This is a genomic window from Mycobacterium sp. (assembly GCF_004298145.1).
Classification (GTDB): Bacteria; Actinomycetota; Actinomycetes; order Mycobacteriales; family Mycobacteriaceae; genus Mycobacterium.
Map to the genome: position 1 here is coordinate 93,083 of NZ_SCRH01000015.1, position 25,703 is coordinate 118,785.

Here is a 25,703-nt window from a genome sequence, read left to right on the forward strand (position 1 = left end):
TGAACGAGGCAATCCAGGTTACTGCGGACGCCCTGCGGACGGCGGAAGTTCCCTAACGGCCTCTATACGCCCTGACCTGCTCAAACTTTGTGGAGCTAAGGGGAATCGAACCCCTGACCTACTCGATGCGAACGAGTCGCGCTACCAACTGCGCCATAGCCCCTGATCGCTAGCAGGCTACCAGCCGCGGCACCAACCGCCGAACTGCCGGCACTACTCGCCGACGGCGCGCGGCAAGTCCCGCGGCCAACCGAAGGTCCGCATCGCCGTCGCATAATCCAGGTGCTCGAAGACCGGGTCCTCGTCGTCGATTTCCAGCACCACCGCGCCCGGGCGGCGCAGCCGCGACGGCACCACGTCGTACTCGCGGTCGTAGGCGTTCTCGACGCCGAGGCGCGCCCGCGCCATCCGCTGCATCCGGCGGCGGCGGATCTTCTCCTCGATGCGCGTCTGGCGCCGCAGATAACCCAGGTACAGCAGGGTGATGCCGATCGCGGTGCCGCACACCCACCAGGCGCTCGGGGAGATCTTGAACGCCGCGGTGGCCGAGCCGACCAGGACGACCGCCATCACCACCAGGACCTTCTTGCGGAACGCGTACTTGCGGGCGCTGACCGCGGCGGCGGTCTTGGTGTCGAACCGGCGCCGCCGCGCGGCGTTGCGCGGGATCGGGGCCGGCACCTCGTCGTCGGCTTCGTCACCGTCGGCCGCGGGCTCCAACCCGGACGAGTCCTCGACGTACTCGTAGCTGTCCTCGTCATCGTGTTTCGCGACGGCCTCGGTGTCGACGTCGTCGTCCTCGACGGGCTCAGCAGGCTCCTCGTCGACGACCTCGGCCGCAGAACCGCTGGCCCCCACCGGAAGTGCGGCGGAATCCTCGATGACGTCGACGTCGAGGTAGTCGGGCTCGTCGGCTTCGGCGACCGCCATCTTCATGACCACCGGGCGCCGGCGGCTCAGCTCCTCGGTGTCGGCGTCGTCGTCCATTTCCCGGTCGCTGTCTTCGTCCTCGGCCAAGTGCTCCTCGTCGAGGTCGGTGTCGGCCGAGCCTTCCGGCGGCTGCCAGTCGGGATCGCTGCGATGGCCGGCGGCCGGGCCGCTGCGCTTGATCAGCCGGGAGTTAGCCCCGCCGTTGAGGACTCGGGTCGCCAACGCCACGTCGCTGGTGCGACGCACCGCGTCGCGTTTGCTGACGAGCATCGGCACCAAGACGAACAGCCACAGCACCACGAGCGATATCCACAACAATGATTGCGGGATGCTTGGCATGATGACCTGCTCTCTTCGGTTCTCGTCCCCCGCGAAGCCCATCGGTAGCCAACGCGGCCGGGTCATGACGACCAGGACAATTACACACCTGTAATTTGCCTCCCACAAGCACCATGAGTCACTCGTGTCGCGCTAGTCCCAGATCGACAAAGATTCGGTCTCCCTCGGGGCGCCGCCCACGGTCCCAATCACCGGGCGGGCGTCACGCCCAGCTTGCGCTACCGGCTCTGACCAGCGCCGATGCCACCGATCCGGTGACCTCTTCGGCGGTGATCGCCATCAGCAGGTGATCGCGCCACGCCTTGTCGACTTCGAGGTAGCGCTGCAATACGCCCTCCTGGCGAAACCCCACCTTTGCCAACACGGCCCGGCTGGCGGCGTTTTCCGGGCGCACGGTGGCCTCCACCCGGTGCAACATGACCGGCCCGAAGCAGTGATCGAGCCCCAGGGCCAAGGCCGCGGTCGCCACCCCGCCGCCGGTGGCCGAGCGCGGCACCCAATAGCCGATCCACGCCGACCGCAGCGACCCGTGGGTGACGTTGCCGACGGTCAACTGCCCGCAGAAGCGCCCGTCGAGTTCGATGACATAGGGCAGCATGCGACCCTGGCGGGCCTCGGCACGCAGGCCGGAGCACAACGCCGGCCAGGCGCCCACGGCGTGCCGGGCCGTCCAGTCACCCTCGGAGCTGGGCTCCCACGGCTCCAGATGCGCACGATCGGTCAGCCGGATCCGGCTCCACTGCGCCCCGTCGCGCAGCCGCACCGCCCGCAGCCGGACCACGCCCGCCGGAACCCGCAGCGGCCCAACGCTCATGGGCCAGCCCGGATGACGAGAATTGGAGCGCAACAGGTTCACGGTGGGCGTGGTCCGGTTCCGCTCAGCCGCGCTGAGCCAAGAAGGCGACGTCGACGATCTCGCCGGTGCGAATCTGCTCGGCGCCGCTGGGCATCACAACCAGACAGTTGGCTTCGGCGAGGGTGGCCAGCAGGTGCGATGACGCGCCCGGGGCGCCGCCGAGCGCCTGCACCAGATACTCCCCGCTCTCCTGGTCCCGCATCAGCTGGCCGCGCAGGTAACCCTTGCGCCCCGCCACCGACGTGATGGGCGAGAGCGTGCGGGCCTGCACGACGCGGCGCATCGGCTGGCGTTTGCCCAGCGACAACCGGATCAGCGGGCGCACCATCACCTCGAAAACCACCAGCGCGCTCACCGGGTTGGCCGGCAACAAAAACGTCGGAACGCCCTCGCGGCCCAGCTGCCCGAAACCCTGGACGGATCCGGGATGCATGGCAACCCGAACCACCTCTATCTCCCCGAGCTCGGAGAGAACCGAGCGCACCGTCTCGGCCGCGGCGCCCCCGACCGCGCCGGCGACGACGATGACCTCGGCGCGATTGATCTGGCCCTCGACGACGTCGCGCAGCTCCTTGGGGCCGCCGCCGACGATCCCAATGCGGTTGACCTCGGCACCGGCATCGCGGGCCGCCGCCGCCAGCGCATAGGAGTTGACGTCGTAGACCTGCCCGTTTCCCGGGGTGCGCGAAATGTCGACCAGTTCGCCGCCCAGCGCCATGATCGTGACCCGCGGCCGCGGATGGACCAGCACGCGTTCGCGGCCGACCGCAGCGAGCAGCCCGACCTGGGCCGCGCCGATCACCGTTCCGGCGCGCACCGCGACGTCTCCGGGCTGGACGTCGTCGCCGGCGCGGCGCACGTAGGCGCCCGACGGCGCCCCCCGGTAGATCCGGACGCGCGACGTTCCGCCGTCGGTCCACCGCAACGGCAGGACGGCGTCGGACAGCGTGGGCAGCGGCGCTCCGGTCTGCACCCGGACGGCCTGGCGTGGCTGCAAGCGGCTGGGTGTGCGCGACCCGGCCTCGACGGTTCCCATCACCGGCAGCACCAGCCCGTCGCGCCCGTCGTTCTCGGGTGAGTCGTCGACCGGCTCGGGGAGACTGTCGCTGCCCACCTCGCCGACACCGAGGACGTCGACGCTGCGCACCGCATAGCCGTCGATCGCGGCCTGATCGAAACCGGGCATCGGGCGTTCGGTCACCACCTCCTCGGCGCACATCAATCCCTGCGCCTCGGCGATCGCCACACGTATCGGCCGCGGGGCCACCGCGGCCGCCGTGATCCGGGCCTGCTGCTCCTCCACAGAACGCACAGCGCGCCTCTCTGCCCTCAATCCCGGCGGGCGCCCGGCCCGCTCACTGCGCGGGCGGGGCATCCCCGCCCGGGACCGCTAAGCGTTCCGCCGGCCGGGTACCGCCGGGCTACTGCTCGGCCAGGCCTAACCGCGCCACCAACCATTGCCGCAATTCCGGGCCGTAGTCGTCACGATCCAATGCAAAGTCAACCGCAGCCTTGAGGTAGCCGCCAGGATTTCCCAAGTCGTGTCGAGATCCGCGGTGCACGACGACATGCACGGGGTGGCCCTCCGAAATCAGCAGCGCGATCCCATCGGTGAGTTGCACTTCACCACCGGCCCCGCGCTCGATGCGGCGCAGCGCGTCGAAGATGGCGCGGTCGAGCACGTATCGACCCGCCGCGGCGAACAGCGACGGCGCGTCCTCGGCCTTGGGCTTCTCGACCATGCTCTTGACCCGGAGCACGTCGGGATTGTCGTCGTCGGGCACCGGTTCGACGTCGAAAACCCCGTAGGCGCTGATCTCTTCGGGAGTCACCTCGATGGCGCACAACACCGTGCCGCCGTAGTGGGCTCGCACCTTCGACATCGTCCCCAACACGCCGGTCGGCAGCACCAGGTCGTCGGGCAGCAGCACCGCGATCGAGTCCTCGTCGTCGGACAGCCGCGATTCCACGCACCCGATCGCGTGACCCAACCCCAGCGGTTCGCTCTGCACGACGGACTCGACCTTGATCAGCCGCGGCGCGCGCCGGACCTTGTCGAGCATCGCCGTTTTGCCGCGCTCCTCGAGCGTGCTTTCCAGCACCAGGTCTTCGACGAAATGCGCGACGACACCGTCCTTGCCCTCGGAGGTGATGATCACCAGGCGCTCGGCGCCGGCTTCGGCCGCCTCGGCCGCGACCAGCTCTATGCCCGGGGTATCGACGACCGGCAGCAGTTCCTTGGGGACCGTTTTGGTCGCCGGCAAGAAGCGGGTACCGAGACCGGCGGCGGGCACAACAGCCGTGCGTGGCACCACCACGTTTGGGCATGACATTGTTCACACGATAACCCGCATCCGCCTGGCCGACTCGATGTGGCGCGGGCAAAGTCCTGACTGTCATGGTTGACGCATGGCGACCACGGGCAAGGCCACGTTGCGCGAACAGGTGCTCGCGGCCCGGCGTCGCGTTGCCGACGACGTTCGGGCCGCCGAGGCGCAGCTGTTGCGGGACAAGCTGGAAGCCCTGGAAAACATGCTGACCAGCGACACCACGGTCTGCGCCTACGTGCCGGTGGGCACCGAGCCGGGGTCGATCGAACTGTTGGATATGTTGCTGCGGCGCTCTGGGCGGGTGCTGCTGCCGGTTGCGCGCACCACCGCCGACAACACGCCGCTGCCGCTGTCCTGGGGCGAATACCGGCCCGGCACGCTGACGACCGGCCGGTGGGGATTGCTCGAGCCGCCACAGCCGTGGCTGCCGGCATCGGCCCTGGCGGAGTGCGGCCTGGTACTGGTGCCGGCGCTGGCCGTCGACCGCGGCGGGGTGCGGCTGGGCCGGGGCCGGGGCTTCTACGATCGCTCGCTGCGCGGCCACGACCCGCAAGCACCGCTGGTCGCGATCGTCCGCGACGCGGAATTGCTCGACGAGATCCCGGCCGGCCCGCACGACGTTCCCATGACCCACGCGCTCACGCCGCGGGGCGGATTAATCGCCCTCGTTCCGCGGTGATGCGTCGGGAATGAGACAGGTCACGTGGCGGTTCTAGCACTTGAGACGCTAGAGTGCTAACCACGTTTGCAATCATCCGGAGGTTTTCGTGCCGACTTACAGCTATCAGTGCACCGAGTGCGACGATCGCTTCGACATCGTGCAGGCCTTCACCGACGACGCGCTGACCACGTGCAAACGCTGCTCCGGTCGGCTGCGCAAGCGCTTCAACTCCGTCGGAGTGGTGTTCAAGGGCAGCGGTTTCTACCGCACCGACAGCCGCGAGTCCGGCAAGAAGTCCAGCACCTCCGGCAATGGGTCCTCGTCGACCGACTCGGGATCGAGCTCGGGTTCGAGCGAAAAGTCCAATTCCAGTGAGAAGTCCAGCTCGAGCGAGAAGTCGAGCAGCAGCTCCACGGCGTCGGCCGCTGCCGCCACCAGCTGAGGGTTATCCACACCGGCGTCGCTGACCGCCAGCCTGCCCATCGCGTTGCGCCTACCGTTGCGGCGTGGGCGAATCATCGCTGAACCCAAGCGCATTGAGCCGGCTGTCGCTGTGGTTGCGGCCGGACTGGACTCGTACTGTGCTGGCGCGCCGTGTCGCCGCGAGCGGGCTCGTCGTGCTGGCCGGGATCGCGACGCTGCGTTCCAATCCCGACGGTGACTACGCGCAGGTGGTGGTCGCCGAGCATGACCTGCGGCCCGGTGCCGCGTTGACCGCCGCCGACGTTCGACTCGAAAAACGTTTGGCCTCAACGGTTCCCGACGGGGTACGCGCCGACGTGGATGCCGTCGTGGGTTCGACGCTGGCCGGCCCGGCGAGGCGCGGCGAGGTGCTCACCGACGTCCGGTTACTGGGCAGCCGGCTGGCCGAGGCCGCAATCGGGTCGAAGGCGGGACCCGGGGCCCGTATCGTGCCGCTGCGTCTGGCGGACGGCGCCTTGATCGACCTCGTTCGCGTCGGGGACGTGGTCGACGTGCTGGCCGCACCGGCGACCGGTTCGCCGGAGACCGCCCACGCCGCCCCCAAGGTAGTGGCCACCGACGCCGTCGTGGTGCTCGTGTCGGCCAGGGAAAAACTCCAGGCCGCCGAGAGCGACCGCGTCGTGTTGGTCGCGCTGCCGGCTCGCGTGGCGAACACGGTGGCGGGCTCGGCGCTAGGTCAGGCGGTGACGCTCACCCTGCACTGAGTGCGTCGCCGCGGCTTCGCCCCCCAAACGCACTGGATCAGGCGGCCGTCTGGAGGCTGGCACAGTATTTGCACTTGCGCGCGCCGTCCGGGATGTCGGACATGCACTCCGAGCACGCCTTGGTCGCCGGTTCCTCTCCGAACACGGTGACCCCACGGCGGGCCTGGATGTGCTTATAAGGCACCACGATCATGAAGTACACGGCCGTCATGAAGACGACGAAATAGATGATCGCCGAGATGAACGATCCGATGTCGACGAAGGTCGCCCTGTTGCCCGCGTCGCCGAGTTGCCAACCCAATCCGAACTTGGCACCGGGCTGCACGGCCGCGACCAGCGGGTTGACCACGCTGTCGGTGAAGGCCTTGACGAGGTTCGAGAAGGCCAGGGCCACGACCAGACCGATGGCCACGGTGATCACGTCACCGCGCATCACAAAACTCTTGAATCCCTTTAGCATGCGCACACCTCCCGTAGCGCCAATTACCAGGGCGACACGCCGCCGCCCCCGGAAAACGCTATGCCAGGTTGTGCGCTATCACACATTTCTCGGGCAATTAGTCGCCAAAGGTTGACCGCGTCGTGACGTCGGCAACCAGACCCTCGGTCGAGTCCGCCGCTCAACCGTGGTGTGGGGGCACGTTCTCCCGCAACCACTGCTCGTGCTCGTCGGCGTCCGGGTCGAGCCCGTCCGTCGACTCCTGAGTTCCCGAAACCGATTCGGGGTCGAAACTGGGAGGTCTGGTCACAACTAATCCCGGGGAACGCGAATCAAATTTCCAGGCTCGACAACTGCCCGATGATCTGGGCCGCCAACGGATTCAGCGTCGCCATTCCGTCGCGCACCGCATAGCGCGAGCCGGCCAGGTTGACCACCAACGTACTGCCGGAAACACCGGCCAGACCGCGTGACAAACCGGCATCGACGATGCCTGCCGACAGCCCCGAGCCGCGGATAGCCTCGGCGATGCCAAGGATTTCGCGATCCAGGATCTCGCGGGTGGCCTCCGGGGTGACGTCGCGGGGGGTCACGCCCGTCCCGCCGACCGAGACAACCAGGTCCACCCCGCCGATCACGGCGGTGTTCAGCGCATTGCGGATCTCGACCTCGTCGGCGGCGACCGCGACCACACCGTCGACGACGAATCCCGCCTCGGTCAACAGTTCGGTTACCAGCGGGCCGCTGTGGTCCTCGTCCCCGTGGGCGGTGCGATCGTCGACCACCACGACCAGAGCCCGGCCAACGACCAATTCCGCACCCGTTTCCATGGGTGCAACCGTATATCCGAGCTCCGACAATCCGGTCGCCGAGGGTTCGTCCACTCTCACTACTGGTCCGCCTTCCCGAGGGTGACCGGCAAACTCCGGCTGCCGCCACCGGCGGGATCGGAAAAGGTCAGCGTGATCTTGTCGCCGGGCGCCCTGGACCGTACGGCGGCGACCAATGCGTCGGCGCTGTTGATCGGGCGGTCGTCGACCTTGGTGACGACCACGTTCTTGGGCAAACCGGCGCTCGCGGCCGCACCACCCGCGACGACGTCGACAACTTTGGCGCCCGGGGTGCCTTTGTCGCTGGTCACCTGAACACCGAGCGAGGCGTGGGACGCCTTGCCGGTCGCGATCAGCTCGTCGGTGATGCGCTTGGCTTGATCGACCGGGATCGCGAAGCCCAGACCGATCGAGCCGCTCTGGGCGTCCGGCGACTCGCCGCCCAGGGTGGCGATGGCCGAGTTGACGCCCACCAGCTGGCCGTTCATGTTGACCAGCGCGCCGCCGGAGTTACCGGGGTTGATCGCGGCATCGGTTTGGATCGCGTCCAGCACGGTGTTCTGGTTGCCCGACTCACCGGTCGTGGACACCGGCCGGTTGAGCGCGCTCACGATTCCGGTGGTCACCGTGCCCGACAGACCCAAGGGCGACCCGATCGCCACCACCGGCTGACCGACATGGAGATCCGACGAAGAGCCCAGCGAGATGGGCGTGAGCCCGGACATGCCCTGCACGCGAATCACGGCGATGTCGCTGGTGGGGTCGGCACCGACGACCGTGAACGGGGCGGTGCGACCGTCAGAGAAGGTCACCGTGGTTTTCGGCGCCGGACCGCCCGGGCCGCCGGGAGGCACCGGAGCCCCGGGGGGACCCCCGGGGCCCTTGGGCGGTGCCGCCGCGGCCGCGACCACGTGGTTGTTGGTCAGGATCAGCCCGTCTGTCGACAGGATGATGCCGGAGCCCTCTTCGGACTGTCTCCCGATATCGGTCTCGAGCATCACGACGCTGGGCACGACTTTGGAGGCGACCTGCTCGACGCTGCCCGGCGGCATGTTCGCGGCCGGGACGCTGGGCGCCGCGCCCGCGATGCGCCCGCCGCCATTGCTCGTCGCGTGGTTGCCAAGCTCGATGGCCGTTGCCGCCGCACCGCCGATACCGGCCGACACCACCGCGATAGCCACCGCACCGACGGTCAAAAGTCCTGCGCGAGAACGCTTCCGCGGTTCCGGCGCGGCGGGCATTCCAGGCAGCATGCCGGGAATCGGGCCCGCCCCGGGGATCGGGCCGGGCCCGGGGAGCCGGCCGGGCCTGCTGTTGCTGAACGGTTCGTAGGGCGGGCGGAACTGGGTTGTCTGCGACCGATAGCGCCAGTCAAACTGCTGGTTGTACGGCTGCTGATGCCCCTGGGCATAGCCTGAGGACCCCGCATGGCTCGGGACGGGCGCAGTCTGATTCGGCGCGGGCGGGTATCCCGGCTGCTGCGGCGGTGGCGAATACCTCGGGTCATTCGTCATGTCGCTAAGTCGCTCTTCCTCTATCTCAGTGTTTCGGCAAGTCGACGGCTGGGTTCAACAGTAGCCGCAGACCTACCTTGCCCGCGCGGACTGAGAGTCCACTGAGATAACGTTCGCCGATTCCCGAGAGTTCGCCTCATCGCCGGTCGCCGGCACCGCCGGGTCGGCCGTGGCGTCTACCTGGCCGGTTTCGGGTTCCGACGCGGAGTAGGTCGTCGGCGGCAGCGGCCGCCCGGGTAGCAGCACATAGAAGGAGGTGCCCGGGGGCTGGCCGCCCGGGACGGTGTCCTCGACCCGCAGCAACCCGCCGTGGTTGAGCACGACTTTCTTGACGATTGCCAGCCCCAGTCCGGAGCCCGGCATGGACCGCGCCGTCGTCGAACGATAGAACCGCTCGAACACCAGCCGACGCTCTTGTGGTGGAATGCCGGGGCCATGGTCGGCGACCACCAGCTCGGCGTGCGACGGGTCGAGTTGTCGCATGGTGACACCGACGTGGCCACCCGGCGGGCTCCACTTGGCCGCGTTGTCCAACAGGTTCAGGACCGCACGCGAGAGCCCCGCGGCGTCGCCGTACGTCTGCCACGGCGTCACGTCAACGTCGAAGTGAATGTCGTTGCGGCGCCGCCTGACTCGCTCCAGGCTGCGATCGACCACATCGGCCATGTCGACCGGCTCGTGCACCACCTGGCCGGCGTCGTCGCGGGTGAGGTCCACCAAATCGCCTACCAGAGTGGACAATTCCTCGATCTGCGCGAGCACATCGGCGCGCAGGTCGACCATCTCCTGTTCGGGCAGCCGCGGCGCTCCCGGTTCCATCGACGCCATCAGCAGCTCGACATTGGTCCGCAGCGACGTCAGCGGGGTGCGCAGTTCATGCCCGGCGTCGGTGACCAGCCGCGCCTGCCGTTCCCGCGACTCGGCGAGCGCCCGCAGCATCAGGTTGAACGACTCGGTGAGCCTGGCCAATTCGTCGCTGCCGAACACCGGAATGGGTCGCAGGTCATCGGTGCGCGCCACCCGCTCGGCCGCTTCGGTCAGGCGTGCCACCGGGCGCAGGCCGGCCCGGGTGACCATGCCGCCCGCGACCGCGGCGACCGCCACCCCGACGCCGCCGACCATCAGCAGCACCCAGCGCAGTTTGTTCATCACCGCCTCTGTCGGCTTGAGGCTCTTGGAGATCAGCAACGAGGTGCCGTTCTGCAGGTGGACGGCCAGGATCCGTTGATCGCCGGCGGTGCGCCGCGACATGAACAGCTCACCGTGGATGACCGCCTTTTCCGGCGCACCGACCGGCAGGGTCTGACCCGGCTGCTGGGCCGTGTAGATCGCGTGGCCCGGGTTCACCAGGATCGCGTTGACGTCCGAATAGGCGGTGCCTTCGATCGCTTTGCCGGGGTCCGCCGCCAGTGAACCACTGGCGATCAGCAGTTGGGCCCGGCTTTGCAGTTGGTTGTCGATGTCGCTGTACAGCGCGGCCGAAATCACGGCGTAGACGGCGAAGGCCATCAGGACCACGACCATCGCGACCATCGACATCGCCAGCAGCATGACCCGCCACCGCAACGACAGGGAGGGCGTGGCGCGCAGCGGTGGGCGCATGGGTGGGCGCGCAGGCCGGTGGAACTTGATCATCGTGGGAATTGCGTCGTCACGGTGGTGTCTCCCGAAGGACATAACCCACTCCGCGCACCGTGTGGATGAGCCGGGACTCACCGTCGGCTTCGGTTTTGCGGCGCAGATAGCCCACGTAGACTTCCAGCGCATTGCCCGAGGTGGGGAAGTCGAATCCCCATACCTCCTCGAGGATGCGGCTGCGGGTGAGCACGCGGCGCGGATTGGCGATCAGCATTTCCAGCAACGCGAACTCGGTGCGCGTCAGGCTGATTCCGCGTTCGCCGCGGGTGACCTCGCGGGTCGCCGGGTCCAGGGTGAGGTCGGAGAACTTCATCGCCACCGATTCGGCGTCATCCTCCGGCTTGGTCCGGCGCAGTAGCGCCCGCATCCGGGCCAACAGTTCTTCCAGGGCGAACGGCTTCGGCAGGTAGTCGTCGGCGCCGGCGTCCAGCCCCGCGACCCGTTCGGAAACCGAATCGCGCGCGGTGAGCACCAGGATCGGCAGGTCGTCGCCGGTGCTGCGGAGCTGACGGCAGACCTCGAGACCATCCAGGCGCGGCATCATCACATCCAGGACGAGCGCGTCGGGGCGATCGCTGGCGATCCGTTCGAGGGCTTCGACCCCGTCATGGGCCAACTCGACCGAGTAGCCGTTGAAGGACAACGATCTGCGCAGCGATTCGCGCACCGCGCGATCGTCGTCGACGACCAGTATTCGCACGGCCCCTAGTTTCGTCCCACCGCCTGAGACTGACCTGAGAGGCGCGCCGCCATCGGGCTAGCGGCGGTCGAAGTCGATCAGGCCGAGACGGGCCGCCTTGAGCAGCCTGCGCGGGACTTTGTGCCGCTGACCTGCGACCGTGACACCGACGAGTTCGGTCTTCTCGGCCTTCCACTGCGCGCGCCGGCTACGGGTGTTCGCGCGCGACATTCTGCGCTTGGGTACGGCCATGGTCGGGCCTAACTCCTCAATGTGGCTTGCAGTTCGGCAATGTCGCGCGGCGTGGCCGGGAGGCCGAACGGACGACGATCGCGTATCAGGATAGTCGCTGGTCCGCTCGTCGCCAAAACGGACGCCCGCCTGCCCGCGGTCCAGCCGGCTGCGCGCCTGCCGTGCGGGCACGGCCCTGGTGCACCCGCAACGAAGTGGGATCCTTGACGTGACACCCGCGGTACCCGCTAACCTACCGGTTGGTTGGTTGGGTTTCGCCGGTGAATCCCTGAATGGAGGACGGACATGGCCTCTGCTTCCGGTGCTTCCGGTACTTCCGGTGGTGGCGTCCGGATCGCGAACTGCTCCGGGTTCTACGGCGACCGGCTCTCGGCGATGCGCGAAATGCTCACCGGCGGTGAGGTCGACTACCTCACCGGCGACTACCTGGCCGAACTCACCATGCTGATCCTGGGCCGGGACCGGATGAAGCACCCGGAGCGCGGCTACGCCAGGACCTTTCTGACACAGCTCGAGGACTGCCTGGGCGAGGCGCGCGACCGCGGGGTCCGCATCGTGGCCAACGCCGGCGGCCTCAACCCGGCCGGCCTCGCCGACGCGATCCGCGCGCTGACCGACCGCCTGGGTATCGACGCCCGGATCGCCCACGTCGAGGGCGACGACCTGTTGCCGCGTGCCGCGGAACTGGGCCTGGGCAGCCCGTTGACGGCGAACGCTTACCTGGGCGCCTGGGGCATCGTCGACTGCCTGGGCGACGGCGCCGACGTCGTCGTCACCGGCCGGGTCACCGACGCCTCGGTGATCGTCGGGGCAGCCGCCGCGCATTTCGGTTGGGGTCGCACCGACTACGACCGGCTCGCCGGCGCCGTGGTCGCCGGCCATGTCATCGAATGCGGTGTGCAGGCCACCGGTGGCAACTACTCGTTCTTTACGGAGGTCGCCGACCTCACCCACGCCGGTTTCCCCCTCGCCGAGGTCTACGCCGACGGATCCTCGGTGATCACCAAGCACCCGGGCACCGGCGGCCTGGTCAGCGTCGACACCGTCACCGCCCAGCTGCTCTACGAGATCACCGGGGCCCGCTACGCGAACCCCGACGTCACCGCCCGGATGGACACCGTCGAGCTCGCGTCCGACGGCCCCGACCGGGTGCGCATCAGCGGCGTGCGCGGCGAAGCCCCGCCGCCCACCTACAAGGTGTCGCTGAACAGCATCGGCGGATTCCGCAACTCGATGACCTTCGTGCTGACCGGCCTGGACATCGAGGCCAAGGCCGAGTTGGTGCGCAGGCAACTCGACGCCGCACTCACCGTCAAACCCGCCGAACTCGAGTGGACCCTGGCCCGCACCGACCACGCCGACGCCGACACCGAGGAAGCCGCCAGCGCCCTGCTGCACTGCGTCGTGCGCGACCCCGACCCCGCCAACGTCGGACGCCAGTTCTCCTCGGCCGCAGTGGAATTGGCGCTGGCCAGCTATCCAGGATTTCACGTCACCGCCCCGCCGGGCGACGGCCAGGTCTACGGCGTGTTCACCGCCGGCTACGTGGACGCTACGAAAGTGCCGCACGTCGCGGTGCACGCCGACGGGACCGGGACTTTCATCCCTTGCGCCACCGAGACTTTGGAGTTGACACGCGCCGATCCGCCGCCGCTGCCCGAGCCGCTTGCGGACGGGCCGGTGCGCGGGGCGCCGCTGGGCCGCGTCGCCGGGGCCCGCAGCGGCGACAAGGGCGGCTCGGCCAACGTCGGGGTCTGGGTCCGCACCGACGAGCAATGGCGCTGGCTGGCCCACACGTTGACCGTCGAGCGCCTCAAGGAGCTGCTGCCCGAAGCGGCGGACTTCGACGTCGTCCGCCACGTGTTGCCGAATCTGCGGGCGGTGAACTTCGTGATCGAGGGCATCCTCGGTCAGGGCGTCGCCTACCAAGCGCGGTTCGATCCCCAGGCCAAGGGGCTGGGCGAATGGCTGCGCAGCCGCTACGTCGACATTCCGGAAGGGTTTCTGTGACTATCTGGACCACACCCGAACGCGAGCAACTGCGAAAGACGGTGCGCTCCTTCGCGGAACGTGAGATCTTGCCCCACGTCGACGAATGGGAGCGCACCGGCGATCTGCCGCGCAGCCTGCATCGCAGCGCCGGGGCGGCCGGGCTGCTGGGCGCGGGCCTCCCCGAATCGGTCGGCGGCGGGGGCGGCGACGGCGCCGACGCGGTCATCATCTGCGAAGAAATGCATCAGGCCGGCGCCCCGGGGGGCGTCTTCGCGTCGCTGTTCACCTGCGGCATCGCCGTGCCGCACATGATCGCCTCCGGCGATGCCCGGCTGATCGACACCTTTGTCCGGCCGACGCTGGCCGGCGAGAAGATCGGTTCGCTGGCCATCACCGAGCCCGGCGGTGGTTCGGACGTCGGGCACCTGCGCACCTCGGCGGTGCGGGACGGCGACGACTACATCGTCAACGGCGCCAAGACCTACATCACCTCCGGGGTTCGCGCCGACTACGTCGTCACGGCGGCGCGCACCGGAGGCCCTGGCGCGGCGGGGGTTTCGTTGATCGTGGTCGAGAAGGGCACCCCCGGCTTCGAGGTGACGCGCAAATTGGACAAGATGGGCTGGCGGTCCTCGGACACCGCCGAGCTCTCCTACACCGACGTCCGGGTGCCGGTGGCCAACCTGGTCGGCGCCGAGAACAGCGGGTTCGCCCAGATCGCCCAGGCCTTCGTCTCCGAGCGCATCGGCCTTGCCGCACAGGCATATTCGAGCGCACAGCGATGCCTGGACCTGACGGTGCAATGGTGTCGCGACCGTGAGACGTTCGGTCGCCCGTTGATCTCGCGGCAATCGGTGCAGAACACGCTGGCCGAGATGGCCCGCCGCATCGATGTTGCCCGCGTCTACTCGCGCAGCGTGGTGGAACGTCAGCTCGCCGGCGAGACGAATCTGATTCCGCAGGTGTGTTTCGCCAAGAACACCGCCGTCGAGGCCGGGGAATGGGTTGCCAACCAAGCCGTCCAGCTGTTCGGCGGCATGGGCTATATGGCCGAATCCGAGGTCGAACGCCAATACCGGGACATGAGGATCCTGGGTATTGGCGGCGGAACCACCGAGATCCTGACCGCACTGTCCGCCAAACTCCTGGGGTTCCAATCATGATCACACCGCCTCCTTGCCCCCTCGCCGCTGCGCGGCCGGGGGTACCCCCACATCGCTTCGTCGCCCTGCGTCGTCGGCGGTGGTCATGACCGTGCTGCAGTCCACGCTCGACCACGACGACGCCGTGTTCACCGAGGCGGCGTCCGCGGCGATAACGAAACTCGACGAAATCGACGCCGAGTTGGCCAACGCGCTGGCCGGCGGCGGGCCCAAATACGTGGAACGCCACCACGACCGCGGCAAGCTGACGGCCCGCGAGCGCATCGAGTTGCTCGTCGATGCGGACTCGCCGTTCTTGGAGCTGAGCCCGCTCGCGGCCTGGGGCAGCGCCTTCAAGGTCGGCGCCAGCACCGTCACCGGCATCGGCGTGGTCGAAGGCGTCGAATGCATGATCGTCGCCAACGACCCGACGGTCAAAGGCGGCACCAGCAACCCATGGACGCTGAAGAAAATCCTGCGGGCCAACCAGATCGCCTTCGAAAACCGGCTTCCGGTGATCTCGCTGGTGGAATCCGGCGGCGCGGATCTGCCCACCCAGAAGGAGATCTTCATTCCCGGCGGGCGGATGTTCCGCGACCTGACCCGCCTCTCGGCGGCCGGAATCCCCACCATCGCACTGGTATTCGGCAACTCCACCGCGGGTGGCGCCTACGTCCCGGGCATGTCCGATCACGTGGTGATGATCAAGGAACGTTCCAAGGTTTTCCTCGCCGGTCCCCCGCTGGTGAAGATGGCCACCGGCGAGGAATCCGACGACGAATCGCTAGGTGGCGCCGAAATGCACGCCCGGGTATCGGGTTTGGCCGACTACTTCGCCCTCGACGAACTCGATGCGATCCGCATCGGCCGTCGCATCGTCACCCGGTTGAATTGGGTCAAGCAGGGGCCGAAACCCAAACCGGTCACCGAGCCGCTGTTCGACACCGAGGAGCTCATCGGCATCGTTCCCGCGGACCTGCGTATCCCGTTCGACCCCCGCGAAGTCATCGCCCGCGTCGTCGACGGCTCCGAATTCGACGAATTCAAGCCGCTGTACGGGTCCTCGCTGGTGACCGGCTGGGCCCAGTTGCACGGCTATCCGATCGGGATCCTGGCCAACGCGCGCGGGGTGCTGTTCAGCGAGGAGTCGCAGAAGGCCACCCAGTTCATTCAGCTGGCCAACCGCTCCAACACGCCACTGCTGTTCCTGCACAACACCACCGGCTACATGGTGGGCAAGGACTACGAGGAGGGCGGGATGATCAAGCACGGTGCGATGATGATCAACGCGGTGTCCAATTCGACGGTCCCGCACATCTCGCTGCTGATCGGCGCTTCCTACGGCGCGGGCCACTACGGCATGTGCGGTCGCGCCTACGATCCGCGCTTCCTCTTCGCGTGGCCGACGTCGAAGTCCGCGGTGATGGGCGGCGCCCAGCTCTCGGGCGTGCTGTCGATCGTGGCCCGCGCGGCCGCGGAGGCCCGCGGCCAACAGGTCGACGAGGAGGCCGACGCGGCGATGCGGGCCGCGGTGGAAGGCCAGATCGAGGCCGAGTCGCTGCCGCTGGTGTTGTCCGGAATGCTTTACGACGACGGGGTGATCGACCCGCGCGACACCCGCACAGTGCTGGGAATGTGTTTGTCCGCCATTGCCAATGGCCCGATCAAGGGGACGTCGAACTTCGGCGTCTTCCGGATGTGAGCCCCATGGGAATCACTCGAGTTCTGGTTGCCAACCGCGGCGAAATCGCCCGCCGGGTGTTCGCCACGTGCCGACGGCTCGGCCTGGGCACCGTCGCCGTCTACACCGACCCGGACGCCGGCGCGCCGCACGTCGCCGAGGCCGACGCCCGCGTTCGGCTGCCCAAGAACAACGACTACCTCAACGCCGAGGCAATCATCGAGGCCGCCCGCGCGGCAGGCGCCGACGCGATACACCCTGGTTACGGATTCCTCTCGGAAAACGCCGATTTCGCGGCCGCCGTCCAGGACGCCGGCCTGACCTGGGTCGGGCCGCCGGTGGACGCGGTGCGCGCGATGGGCTCCAAGATCGAGTCCAAGAAGCTGATGGCCGCCGCGGGCGTGCCTGTCCTCGACGAACTCGACCCGGATACCGTCACCGAGGCGCAGCTGCCGGTGCTGGTCAAGGCCTCCGCGGGCGGCGGCGGCCGTGGGATGCGGGTGGTGCGCGAATTATCGGCCCTCGCCGGTGAAGTCGCCGCGGCGCGCCGGGAGGCGCAGTCCGCCTTCGGCGATCCGACGGTGTTCTGCGAGCGCTACCTGCCCACGGGGCATCACGTCGAGGTTCAGGTGCTCGCCGACTCCCACGGCACGGTGTGGGCGGTCGGGGAACGCGAATGCTCGATTCAGCGCCGCCACCAAAAGATCATCGAGGAGGCCCCCTCACCGCTCGTCGAGCGCACCACGGGCATGCGCGCCAAGCTGTTCGACGCGGCCCGGCTGGCCGCCGGCGCGATCGGCTACGCCGGCGCGGGGACCGTGGAGTTCCTGGCCGACGATGACGGCGAGTTCTACTTCCTGGAGATGAACACCCGACTGCAGGTCGAGCACCCCGTCACCGAAGAGACCACCGGGCTCGACCTGGTCGAGCTGCAACTCGCGGTGGCCGACGGCGCTGCCCTCGACGCCGACCCTCCTGCCGCCCAGGGCCATTCGATCGAGGCGCGGCTCTACGCCGAGGATCCCGCACGCGACTGGCAGCCGCAGGCCGGCGTGGTGCGCGCCTTCGAGGTGCCGTCGGTTCGGGCCCAGTTCGGCTCGCTGGGGCAACGGACGGGGATCCGGCTGGATTCGGGGATCGTCGACGGATTCACGGTGTCGATCCACTACGACCCGATGCTGGCCAAGGTCATCTCCTATGCCCCGACGCGCCGTCAGGCGGCGCTGGTTCTCGCCGACGCGCTGGCCCGCGCCCGGGTGCACGGCCTACGCACCAACCGCGATCTGCTGGTGAACGTGCTGCGGCACCCGGCGTTCCTCGACGGCGCCACCGACACAGCGTTTTTCGATACGCACGGCCTGGCGGAGCTATCGGCCCCGCTGGGCGACGCCGCAACCGTACGTCTGTCGGCGGTCGCGGCCGCCCTCGCCGGCGCCGCGCGCAACCGCGCCCTCGCCCCGGTGTTGGGTGCGATCCCCAGTGGCTGGCGAAACCTGCGGTCGGGTTACCAGGTCAAGACTTACGGTGACGACGAAGGCAACGAACACGGGGTCCAATACCGTTTCGACAGAACAGGGTTGACCCTCCCCGACGATCCTTCGGTGCAGCTGGTGTCGGCCACCGTGAATGACGTGGTACTGAGGACGGACGGTGTCGACCACACCTTCTCGGTACGGCACTACGACGCAGGCGATTCCGACGTCTATGTCGATTCCGCGCGCGGACCGGTGCACCTGATCGCGCTGCCGCGGTTCCCCGAGCCCGGCTCGACCGTCGAAAAGGGTTCGCTGGTCGCCCCCATGCCGGGCAACGTCATCCGGCTCGGCGCCGCGATCGGCGACACCGTCACCGCGGGGCAGCCGCTGATCTGGCTGGAGGCCATGAAGATGGAACACACGATCGCCGCACCGGTCGACGGCGTTCTCGCCGAACTCGACGTCAAAACCGGTCAGCAAGTCGAAGTGGGCGCCGTGCTGGCAAGAGTGGAAGCGCCCCAATCCGAAGGAGATCCCCAGTGACCGATAGCAGCTTCATCGAGAACGAAGAACGCCAGGCCCTGCGCAAGGCCGTGGCCGAGTGGGCGTCCAACTACGGCAGCGAATACTACCTGCGCAAGGCCCGCGCCCACCAGCACACCGACGAATTATGGTCGGAGGCAGGAAAACTCGGCTTCCTCGGCGTGAACCTGCCCGAGGAGTACGGCGGTGGCGGTGCCGGAATGTACGAGCTGTCGCTGGTGATGGAGGAGATGGCGGCCGCCGGTAGCGCGCTGCTGCTGATGGTGGTGTCGCCCGCCATCAACGGGACGATCATCAGCAAGTTCGGCACCGAGGAGCAAAAGAAGCGCTGGATCCCCGGGATCGCCGACGGCACCCTGACGATGGCGTTCGCCATCACCGAGCCGGACGCCGGATCCAACTCGCACAAGATCACCACCACCGCCCGTCGCGACGGCAGCGACTGGGTCCTCAAGGGCCAGAAGGTCTTCATCTCCGGCATCGACCAGGCGCAGGCGGTGCTGGTGGTGGCCCGCACCGAGGAGGCCAAGACCGGCAAGCTGCGCCCCGCGCTGTTCGTGGTGCCCACCGATTCGCCGGGCTTCACCTATACGCCCATCGAAATGGAATTGATCAGCCCCGAACGCCAATTCCAGGTCTTCCTCGACGATGTCCGGCTGCCCAGCGATGCGCTCGTCGGCGCCGAGGATGCCGCCATCGCACAACTTTTCGCCGGGCTCAACCCCGAACGCATCATGGGCGCAGCCAGTTCCGTCGGGATGGGACGGTTCGCGCTCGACCGGGCCGCCGAATACGTCAAGACCCGCCAGGTATGGGGCACACCGATCGGCTCGCACCAAGGCCTGTCACATCCGTTGGCGCAGTGCCACATCGAGGTCGAGCTCGCCAAGCTGATGATGCAAAAGGCCGCCACCCTCTATGACTCCGGCAACGACATGGCCGCGGCCGAGGCCGCGAACATGGCCAAGTATGCTGCGGCCGAGGCGGCCACCCGGTCGGTGGACCAGGCGGTGCAATCGATGGGCGGCAACGGGCTCACCAAGGAATACGGCGTCGGCGCCATGCTGACCTCGGCCCGGCTGGGCCGCATCGCTCCGGTCAGCCGCGAGATGGTGCTGAACTTCGTCGCGCAGACGTCACTGGGCCTGCCGCGTAGCTACTGAGCCCTGCTGATGGACACGCTCGTCGAATACGCCGGGCCCGCCGACACGGGCGGCCCGTATGCGCGGCTGACGCTGAACTCACCGCACAACCGCAACGCGCTCTCCACCACGCTGGTCAGCCAGCTGCACCAGGGGCTGCGCGATGGCGCGTCGGATCCCGCGGTGCGCGCGGTGGTGCTGGGCCACACCGGCGGTACCTTCTGCGCCGGCGCGGACCTCTCCGAAAATTCAGCGGCCGGCGGGGGAAGCCCCCGTGGCGATCGCGAGGGCGGCGCAGCCGGGCGAAGCGGGTCGCCACCATCGGTGCGTGGCGATCGCGAGGGCGGCGCAGCCGGGCGAAGCGGGTCGCCACCATCGGTATACGACATGGCCGTCGCACGGGCCCGGGAGATGGCCGCCCTGATGCGGGCCATCGTCGCCTCACCACTGCCGGTGATCGCCGCCATCAACGGGCATGTCCGGGCGGGCGGCTTCGGCTTGGTGGGCGCCTGCGATATCGCCGTCGCCGGTCCGCGCAGTACCTTCGCGCTGACCGAGGCCCGCATCGGCGTCGCGCCGGCGATCATCTCGTTGACGCTGCTGCCGAAGCTGTCGGCGCGCGCCGCGGCGCGCTACTACCTGACCGGCGAAACCTTCGATGCCCACCAAGCGGCGGAGATCGGGCTGATCACCATGGCCGCCGACGACGTCGACGCCGCGGTCGACAAGCTGGTCGCCGACGTGGGCCGTGGTTCACCGCAGGGCCTCGCGGCCTCCAAGGCACTGACCACCGCCGCGGTCCTCGAAGGGTTCGACCGCGATGCCGAACGGCTCGCCGAGGAATCGGCGCGCCTTTTCGTCTCCGACGAAGCCCGCGAAGGCATGTTGGCGTTCCTCGAGAAGCGGGCGCCGAGATGGACGAGTTAGCCACCGATTAGTTAGCCAGATGTCAAAGAGGGGGTCCGGCCAAACGGCCGGCGGTGCGGCCCGGGCCGATGCGAGGTTGCAGTTTAGCCAATCCTCTTGCAGCAAAACCTGGACGTCGTAGGCTCGTGGGTGATGAGCAACTCAACGCAACGAGATGCGGAGGACACGCGCGACGAACCGTCGCGTGCGGCCGATACCGATCGCATACAGACTGCGCAGTTGCTGGCGTATGCGGCCGAGCAGGGTCGCCTGCAGCTCAACGACTACGAAGACCGCTTGACCAGGGCCTATGCGGCGACAACGTATGAGGAGCTGGACCGGTTGAGGGCCGATCTGCCGGGGGCGCCGATCAGTCCGCGCCGCGGCGGCAAACCCAATCCGGCGCCGTCGACGCTGCTGCTGGCGCTGCTGAGCGGCTTCGAGCGGCGCGGCAGATGGAACGTGCCGAAAAAGCTGACCACCTTCACCCTGTGGGGCAGCGGGGTGGTCGATCTGCGCTACGCCGACTTCACCTCGACCGAGGTCGACATCCACGCGATGTCGATCATGGGTATGCAGAACATTTTGCTGCCACCCGAGGTCAACGTCGAGGTGCACGGCCGCGGCGTGATGGGAAACTTCGACCGCCGCGTCATCGGCCAAGGCACTCCCGGAGCGCCGACGGTCCACATTCGCGGCTTTTCGCTGTGGGGCGGCGTCGGGATCACCCGCAAAGCCCGCAGACCACGCGGGTAGCCGCCAGCGGCTATAGCAGCGTCAGCCGGGTACGTAGTCGAAGGTGTCCGGGTTGGGGCCGTTGCGTCCCGACTCCCCCTTATCCAGCGCCGAGATCGCGTCCATGTCGGAGCCGTCCAATTCGAAGTCGAACAGCTCGAAGTTGGATTTGACCCGTTCCGGTGTCACCGATTTGGGGAAAACGATGTCACCCCGCTGAATGTGCCAGCGCAACACCACCTGCGCGGCCGTCCTACCGCGGCCCTCGGCGACGCGGTTGATCACCGGATCGTCGAGCACCTTGCCCTGGGCGATGGGCGCCCACGCCTCGGTGGCGATGCCGTGCTCGCGCCCGTACGCCCGGACCTCGTCGTTGCCGAAGTACGGATGCACCTCGATCTGGTTGACCGACGGGACGGTGCCGGTTTCGTCGGCGAGCCGATCCAGATGTGCGACTTGGAAATTCGACACACCGATGCTGCGGGCGCGCCCGTCCCGTGCGAACTCCTCGAAGACCTTCCACGTCGAGACGAAGTCGCCGTCGTAGAGCGTGGGCAGCGGCCAATGGATGAGGAACAGGTCGACGTAGTCGGAATCCAGCGCCGTCAGCGTGTGGTCGAAGGCGCGGCGCGCATCGTCGGGCTTGTGAAAGCCGTTGTTGAGCTTGCTGGTGATGAAGACCTCGCCGCGGTCGAGACCCGCGTCACGGATGCCTTGTCGGACTTGCGTTTCGTTCCCGTACATCTGGGCGGTGTCGATGTGCCGGTATCCGATTTTCAGCGCTGTGTTGACCGCCGACGCGGTCTGGTCGGGCTTGATCTGGAACACGCCGAAACCCAGCTGTGGGATGTCGACACCGTCGTTGAGTTCGATCGTGGGAACCTTGCTCACGGGATTTTCTCCTCCTCAGCCCTCACCGGGCGCTACTTACGGCGGCGGGAGCGTAGATAGTCGCCGACGACCGCCGCTCCCAGCCCGTCGAGATCGGGCACCACGACACGTCCCTCGACGCGCCGGGCGACCTCGTCGATGAACCGTGCCAGACCGGGGTCGCTGCCCAGCCGGAAGATCGTGATCTGCGCACCGAGGCGCGCCATTTCGTCGAACCCGCGCACGGTGTGGGCGATGGTCCGCGGATGCGGCGGGTAATCGAAAAACACCGTCGTGCCGTCACCGTCGAAGTCCTCCAGGTGCGCGGTCGGTTCACCGTCGGTCACCACCAGCACGACGGGCTGCGCGTTGGGGTGGCGGCGCAGATGACGGCCCGCCAGCGCCAGCGCGTGATGCAGGTTGGTGCCCTGCTCGTAAACCCCCTCGAGACCCGTGAGCTCGGCGGCGGTCACCGTCCGCGCGTATCGGCCAAACGCGATGATCTGCAAGGCATCCGAACGAAAGCGGGTGCACACCAGATGGTGCAACGCCAGCGCCGTTTGCTTCATGGGCAGCCAGCGGTTCTCCATCACCATGGAGAACGAGGTATCCACCAGCAGCGCGACCGCGGCCTGCGTACGGGTCTCGGTCTCGGAGACCTCGACGTCGTCGACGGTGATGTTCAACCGCGCGTCCGGTCCGTCCAGGGTGGCGGTTCCCGCCTGGCGCAGAACGGCGTTGGTCAGCGTGCGCGAGATGTTCCACGGTTCGGTGTCACCGAACTGCCAGGGCCGGGTGGCCCCGGTGAGCTCGCCGGCCGCCCCGGCGCGTCGATGGTCACGCTCACCGCGCCGACCGGAAAGTTGTTGTGCCACATCGCGTAACGCCGTCTCGCCAAGTCTGCGCATGGCTTTCGGCGATAACCGCCATTGGCCGTCGGAACCGCGGTCCAAAAAGCCCTGATTGACCAGCGCGCGTTCCAATTCGGCGAGCGTGCGGGCGTCGACGGCCGCCTCGTCGCCGAGCTGGCGTGCCAGTGCGTCCAGGTCGACGTCATCCATGGTGGCGCCCGGATAGCTTTGCGAAAGCTGCTCGGCCAGTTGCTCGAGCTCGGCGATGTCGGACAGCGCCTGGGTGCCCTCGCCCATACCGAACGGGTTGTCACCGGAGAACTGTTCGGACCCGCTCCAGTCCTCCCCCGGCCGCGCCGCCTGCAGGTGCGCATCGAGCCGATTCAGCGACTGCATCAATGCCGGGGAGCCGAATGCCTGCTGCGCCAAGGCATCCAGCTCCGCGCGCTGCTCGGCGCTCAGACTGTTGCGGAAGCGCTGCGCGGCGGCGGCGCGCTTGGCCAGCGAGTCCAGCAGCTCATCGACATTGCGCGGGTTCTCCGGGAAGAACTCGCCATGAGCATCCATGAAGTTTTCGAAGTCTTCTTGGGTGTCCTCGCCGCGGGCGTGCTTGTCCAGCAAATCGTTGAGATCGTTGAGCATGTCGTTGACGCGCTGACGATCCTCGTCGGTGGCACCCTGAAGCGCCTGCTTCATGCCCGCGAAGCGTTGGTCCAGCATCTCGCGGCCGAGCAGATCCTTGATCTGGTCGTACTTTTGGCGGGCCTCACCGCTGCGCCAGTTGTACTCGGAGAGCTCCTGGACGGCCTTGGCCGGCGAGGCCGGCAGTGCATCCAGCTGGAGTTCGCCGAAGCGGGCGTCGTCGTCGAGCGCGCGGGCGAGCTCCTTGCGTTCGGCCAGCACGGCCTCGTCCAGCAGCTTCTTGATCTCCTGCAGAGTTCCGTCCAAGTTGTTGCGCCGCAACAACTCCCGTCGTCGCCGATTGGCCTCGGCGGCGAGCCGGTCCGCGCCGGGCATGTTCTTGGTGCCGCGGCGCAGCAGCTCGGAGAGCGCGCGGCGCGGCGATGTGCCGGCCATGACGTCCTGGCCGATCTGTTCGAGCGCCTCGCGCAGATCCACCGGCGGTGCCAGCGGGTCGGGCCCGCCGGTGTACGCCGAGTACCGCGAAGAGTGCCCACGTGACGATCGCGAGCGCGGCGAAGCCGGGCGCAGCGGGTCGTCACCAGGAGAATCAACCATAGACGGTTTGCCCCTCCTCGGACACCTTGTCGATGCGCTTCGCCAGATACAAAGCCTCGAGTGCCAATTCCAGCGCCGCGGCGCGCTCGCCCTCCGACCGCGCGCCGAGCTTGTCCGCCACCTTGTCCACCACCGGCAGGCTTCCGACCGCGGCCAGCACGTCCTTGGCCGACACCCGCTCGCCCGTCGTCACCGCGGAACCGCCCTCGACCGCCGACACCAGCGAACCGACGTCGATACCGCCCAGCACCCGCGACGCGGTGTCTGCGGTCGCCCGGCGCAGCAGGTGTTCGAGCACCGCCTGTTCGCGGCCTTCCTCGCCGGACTCGAATTCCAGCTTGCCGCGCAGGACGTCGATCACGGTGCCCAGATCGACCACCCGGGCCACCGGATCCGTCTCCCCCAGGATCGCGCCGCGATGCCGGGCGGCGGCCGCGACGGTCTCGGCGGCGGCGATGGCGAACCGCGCCGACACCCCGGAGCGTTGATCGACGGAGTTGGACTCCCGCAGGTAGCGGGCGAATCGGGCGATGATCTGCGTGAGGTGATCGGGCACCTGGGCCGACAGGTGCGCCTCCTGCACGATCACCCCGACTTCGGCGTCGAGCTCCAGCGGGTAGTGGGTCCGGATCTCCGCGCCGAAGCGGTCTTTGAGCGGGGTGATGATGCGTCCGCGGTTGGTGTAGTCCTCGGGGTTGGCGCTGGCGACCACCAAGACGTCCAGCGGCAGGCGCAGCGTGTAGCCGCGGACCTGGATGTCGCGTTCCTCCATCACGTTGAGCATCGACACCTGGATGCGCTCGGCGAGGTCGGGAAGTTCGTTGACCGCGACGATGCCGCGGTGCGCGCGCGGGATCAGCCCGTAGGCGATCGTTTCCGGGTCCCCCAGGCTGCGGCCCTCGGCGACCTTGATCGGGTCGATGTCGCCAACGAGGTCGGCAACGCTGGTATCGGGGGTCGCGAGCTTTTCGGTGTAGCGCTCGCTGCGGTGCTTCCAGTCCACGGGCAGGTCGTCGCCCAGGGTCGCGGCCTTGCGGATCGACTCCGGCGTGATCGGCGAGAAGGGATGCTCACCCAGTTCGGCCCCGGCGATCACCGGCGTCCACTCATCGAGCAATCCGACCAGCGCACGCAGCAGCCGGGTCTTGCCCTGGCCGCGTTCGCCGAGCAGGACGAAGTCGTGACCCGCGATCAAGGCCCGCTCGAGTTGGGGCAAGACGGTGTCGTCGAATCCCAGAATGCCCGGCCAGATGGCTGCGGTGTCCGGCCCGTCGGCCAATGCGGTCAGCAGATTTTCGCGGATTTCCTGCTTGACTCCCCGTTCACGGTGACCGGCGGCACGCAGTTCGCCGACGGTGCGGGGCAGGTTGCTCGGTGACGTCACCACTCCACGCTACGACGCGCGCTCAGACGCGTCATGGGAAGGGCGTTCACTGCAGGCTTATTGACACACGCGACTATTGGGGCGGTAA

At 68.1% G+C, this 25,703-nt stretch carries 24 protein-coding genes and 1 tRNA gene; 10 read left to right on the forward strand and 15 right to left on the reverse strand.

The genetic code is table 11. The features are described from left to right. Positions 1-90: 90 nt before the first annotated feature. The 5 genes from EPN51_RS06045 to EPN51_RS06065 all read right to left on the reverse strand — a co-directional run bounded on the left by EPN51_RS06045 (position 91) and on the right by EPN51_RS06065 (position 4,458). A tRNA-Ala gene (locus tag EPN51_RS06045) sits at positions 91-163 on the reverse strand. 50 nt (positions 164-213) lie between these two features. Continuing rightward, complete coding sequence (gene glpR, locus EPN51_RS06050; RefSeq protein ID WP_293038972.1) at positions 214-1,269, reverse strand: gephyrin-like molybdotransferase receptor GlpR; 1,056 nt, start codon at positions 1,267-1,269, stop codon at positions 214-216. A 202-nt stretch (positions 1,270-1,471) separates the two neighbouring features. Next, positions 1,472-2,125: a GNAT family protein gene (locus tag EPN51_RS06055; RefSeq protein ID WP_293038613.1), complete on the reverse strand. Its 654-nt coding sequence runs from the start codon at positions 2,123-2,125 to the stop codon at positions 1,472-1,474. Between the two features lie 22 nt (positions 2,126-2,147). Further along, positions 2,148-3,437 (reverse strand): gephyrin-like molybdotransferase Glp, encoded by a 1,290-nt coding sequence (glp, locus tag EPN51_RS06060; RefSeq protein WP_293038616.1) that lies wholly within the window; start codon positions 3,435-3,437, stop codon positions 2,148-2,150. Between the two features lie 109 nt (positions 3,438-3,546). Next, positions 3,547-4,458, reverse strand: coding sequence for a UTP--glucose-1-phosphate uridylyltransferase (locus tag EPN51_RS06065; protein ID WP_293038619.1), 912 nt, complete (start codon positions 4,456-4,458; stop codon positions 3,547-3,549). 76 nt (positions 4,459-4,534) lie between these two features. Here EPN51_RS06065 and EPN51_RS06070 point away from each other — a divergent pair, with 76 nt between their 5' ends. From EPN51_RS06070 to EPN51_RS06080, 3 genes are all read left to right on the forward strand, one after another. After that, a complete protein-coding gene (locus tag EPN51_RS06070) occupies positions 4,535-5,134 on the forward strand; it encodes a 5-formyltetrahydrofolate cyclo-ligase (RefSeq protein WP_293038622.1) in 600 nt (199 codons plus the stop codon). 88 nt (positions 5,135-5,222) lie between these two features. Next, positions 5,223-5,558: an FmdB family zinc ribbon protein gene (locus EPN51_RS06075; protein ID WP_293038625.1), complete on the forward strand. Its 336-nt coding sequence runs from the start codon at positions 5,223-5,225 to the stop codon at positions 5,556-5,558. 64 nt (positions 5,559-5,622) lie between these two features. Beyond that, complete coding sequence (locus tag EPN51_RS06080) at positions 5,623-6,303, forward strand: SAF domain-containing protein (protein WP_293038628.1); 681 nt, start codon at positions 5,623-5,625, stop codon at positions 6,301-6,303. A 37-nt stretch (positions 6,304-6,340) separates the two neighbouring features. On the opposite strand, the gene EPN51_RS06085 is transcribed toward EPN51_RS06080, so the two are convergent. The 7 genes from EPN51_RS06085 to rpmF form a co-directional block, all read right to left on the reverse strand. Beyond that, positions 6,341-6,763 carry an MscL family protein gene (locus EPN51_RS06085; protein ID WP_293038631.1) on the reverse strand — a complete coding sequence of 141 codons (423 nt, stop codon included), beginning with the start codon at positions 6,761-6,763 and terminating at the stop codon, positions 6,341-6,343. A 160-nt stretch (positions 6,764-6,923) separates the two neighbouring features. After that, positions 6,924-7,052 carry a hypothetical protein gene (locus tag EPN51_RS06090; protein WP_293038634.1) on the reverse strand — a complete coding sequence of 43 codons (129 nt, stop codon included), beginning with the start codon at positions 7,050-7,052 and terminating at the stop codon, positions 6,924-6,926. Between the two features lie 22 nt (positions 7,053-7,074). After that, positions 7,075-7,572 (reverse strand): MogA/MoaB family molybdenum cofactor biosynthesis protein, encoded by a 498-nt coding sequence (locus EPN51_RS06095; RefSeq protein WP_067167795.1) that lies wholly within the window; start codon positions 7,570-7,572, stop codon positions 7,075-7,077. A 59-nt stretch (positions 7,573-7,631) separates the two neighbouring features. Then, the gene (locus EPN51_RS06100) at positions 7,632-9,086 is read right to left on the reverse strand and encodes a trypsin-like peptidase domain-containing protein (RefSeq protein WP_293038644.1); all 1,455 of its coding nucleotides are present in this window, start codon (positions 9,084-9,086) and stop codon (positions 7,632-7,634) included. 72 nt (positions 9,087-9,158) lie between these two features. After that, the gene (locus EPN51_RS06105; protein WP_293038975.1) at positions 9,159-10,721 is read right to left on the reverse strand and encodes a HAMP domain-containing sensor histidine kinase; all 1,563 of its coding nucleotides are present in this window, start codon (positions 10,719-10,721) and stop codon (positions 9,159-9,161) included. A gap of 16 nt (positions 10,722-10,737) precedes the next feature. Beyond that, complete coding sequence (gene mprA / locus EPN51_RS06110; protein WP_293038647.1) at positions 10,738-11,424, reverse strand: two-component system response regulator MprA; 687 nt, start codon at positions 11,422-11,424, stop codon at positions 10,738-10,740. A gap of 57 nt (positions 11,425-11,481) precedes the next feature. After that, positions 11,482-11,655, reverse strand: coding sequence for a 50S ribosomal protein L32 (gene rpmF, locus EPN51_RS06115; RefSeq protein ID WP_293038650.1), 174 nt, complete (start codon positions 11,653-11,655; stop codon positions 11,482-11,484). Between the two features lie 285 nt (positions 11,656-11,940). Here rpmF and EPN51_RS06120 point away from each other — a divergent pair, with 285 nt between their 5' ends. The 7 genes from EPN51_RS06120 to EPN51_RS06150 all read left to right on the forward strand — a co-directional run bounded on the left by EPN51_RS06120 (position 11,941) and on the right by EPN51_RS06150 (position 21,292). Then, positions 11,941-13,665 carry an acyclic terpene utilization AtuA family protein gene (locus EPN51_RS06120; RefSeq protein WP_293038653.1) on the forward strand — a complete coding sequence of 575 codons (1,725 nt, stop codon included), beginning with the start codon at positions 11,941-11,943 and terminating at the stop codon, positions 13,663-13,665. Next, positions 13,662-14,810, forward strand: a complete 1,149-nt coding sequence (locus EPN51_RS06125) for an acyl-CoA dehydrogenase family protein (protein ID WP_293038656.1) — start codon at positions 13,662-13,664, stop codon at positions 14,808-14,810. The genes EPN51_RS06120 and EPN51_RS06125 overlap by 4 nt, the downstream gene beginning before the upstream one ends. Before the next feature lie 91 nt (positions 14,811-14,901). Beyond that, a complete protein-coding gene (locus EPN51_RS06130) occupies positions 14,902-16,491 on the forward strand; it encodes an acyl-CoA carboxylase subunit beta (protein ID WP_293038978.1) in 1,590 nt (529 codons plus the stop codon). A 5-nt stretch (positions 16,492-16,496) separates the two neighbouring features. Beyond that, entirely contained in the window at positions 16,497-18,488 is a 1,992-nt protein-coding gene (locus EPN51_RS06135; protein WP_293038659.1) for a biotin carboxylase N-terminal domain-containing protein, read from the forward strand. Beyond that, positions 18,485-19,651, forward strand: a complete 1,167-nt coding sequence (locus EPN51_RS06140; RefSeq protein ID WP_293038662.1) for an acyl-CoA dehydrogenase — start codon at positions 18,485-18,487, stop codon at positions 19,649-19,651. The genes EPN51_RS06135 and EPN51_RS06140 overlap by 4 nt, the downstream gene beginning before the upstream one ends. Positions 19,652-19,660: 9 nt before the next feature. Then, positions 19,661-20,557, forward strand: a complete 897-nt coding sequence (locus EPN51_RS06145) for an enoyl-CoA hydratase family protein (protein ID WP_293038665.1) — start codon at positions 19,661-19,663, stop codon at positions 20,555-20,557. Positions 20,558-20,689: 132 nt separating this feature from the next. Continuing rightward, positions 20,690-21,292 (forward strand): DUF1707 domain-containing protein, encoded by a 603-nt coding sequence (locus EPN51_RS06150; RefSeq protein ID WP_293038668.1) that lies wholly within the window; start codon positions 20,690-20,692, stop codon positions 21,290-21,292. Between the two features lie 21 nt (positions 21,293-21,313). On the opposite strand, the gene EPN51_RS06155 is transcribed toward EPN51_RS06150, so the two are convergent. The 3 genes from EPN51_RS06155 to EPN51_RS06165 are packed head-to-tail and all read right to left on the reverse strand — an operon-like array spanning position 21,314 to position 25,618. Further along, on the reverse strand, positions 21,314-22,162 hold the full coding sequence (locus EPN51_RS06155; RefSeq protein ID WP_293038671.1) for an aldo/keto reductase: 849 nt from the start codon (positions 22,160-22,162) through the stop codon (positions 21,314-21,316). 32 nt (positions 22,163-22,194) lie between these two features. After that, the gene (locus tag EPN51_RS06160; protein WP_293038674.1) at positions 22,195-24,231 is read right to left on the reverse strand and encodes a VWA domain-containing protein; all 2,037 of its coding nucleotides are present in this window, start codon (positions 24,229-24,231) and stop codon (positions 22,195-22,197) included. Beyond that, positions 24,224-25,618 carry a sigma 54-interacting transcriptional regulator gene (locus EPN51_RS06165; RefSeq protein ID WP_293038677.1) on the reverse strand — a complete coding sequence of 465 codons (1,395 nt, stop codon included), beginning with the start codon at positions 25,616-25,618 and terminating at the stop codon, positions 24,224-24,226. The genes EPN51_RS06160 and EPN51_RS06165 overlap by 8 nt, the downstream gene beginning before the upstream one ends. Between the last annotated feature and the right edge of the window lie 85 nt (positions 25,619-25,703).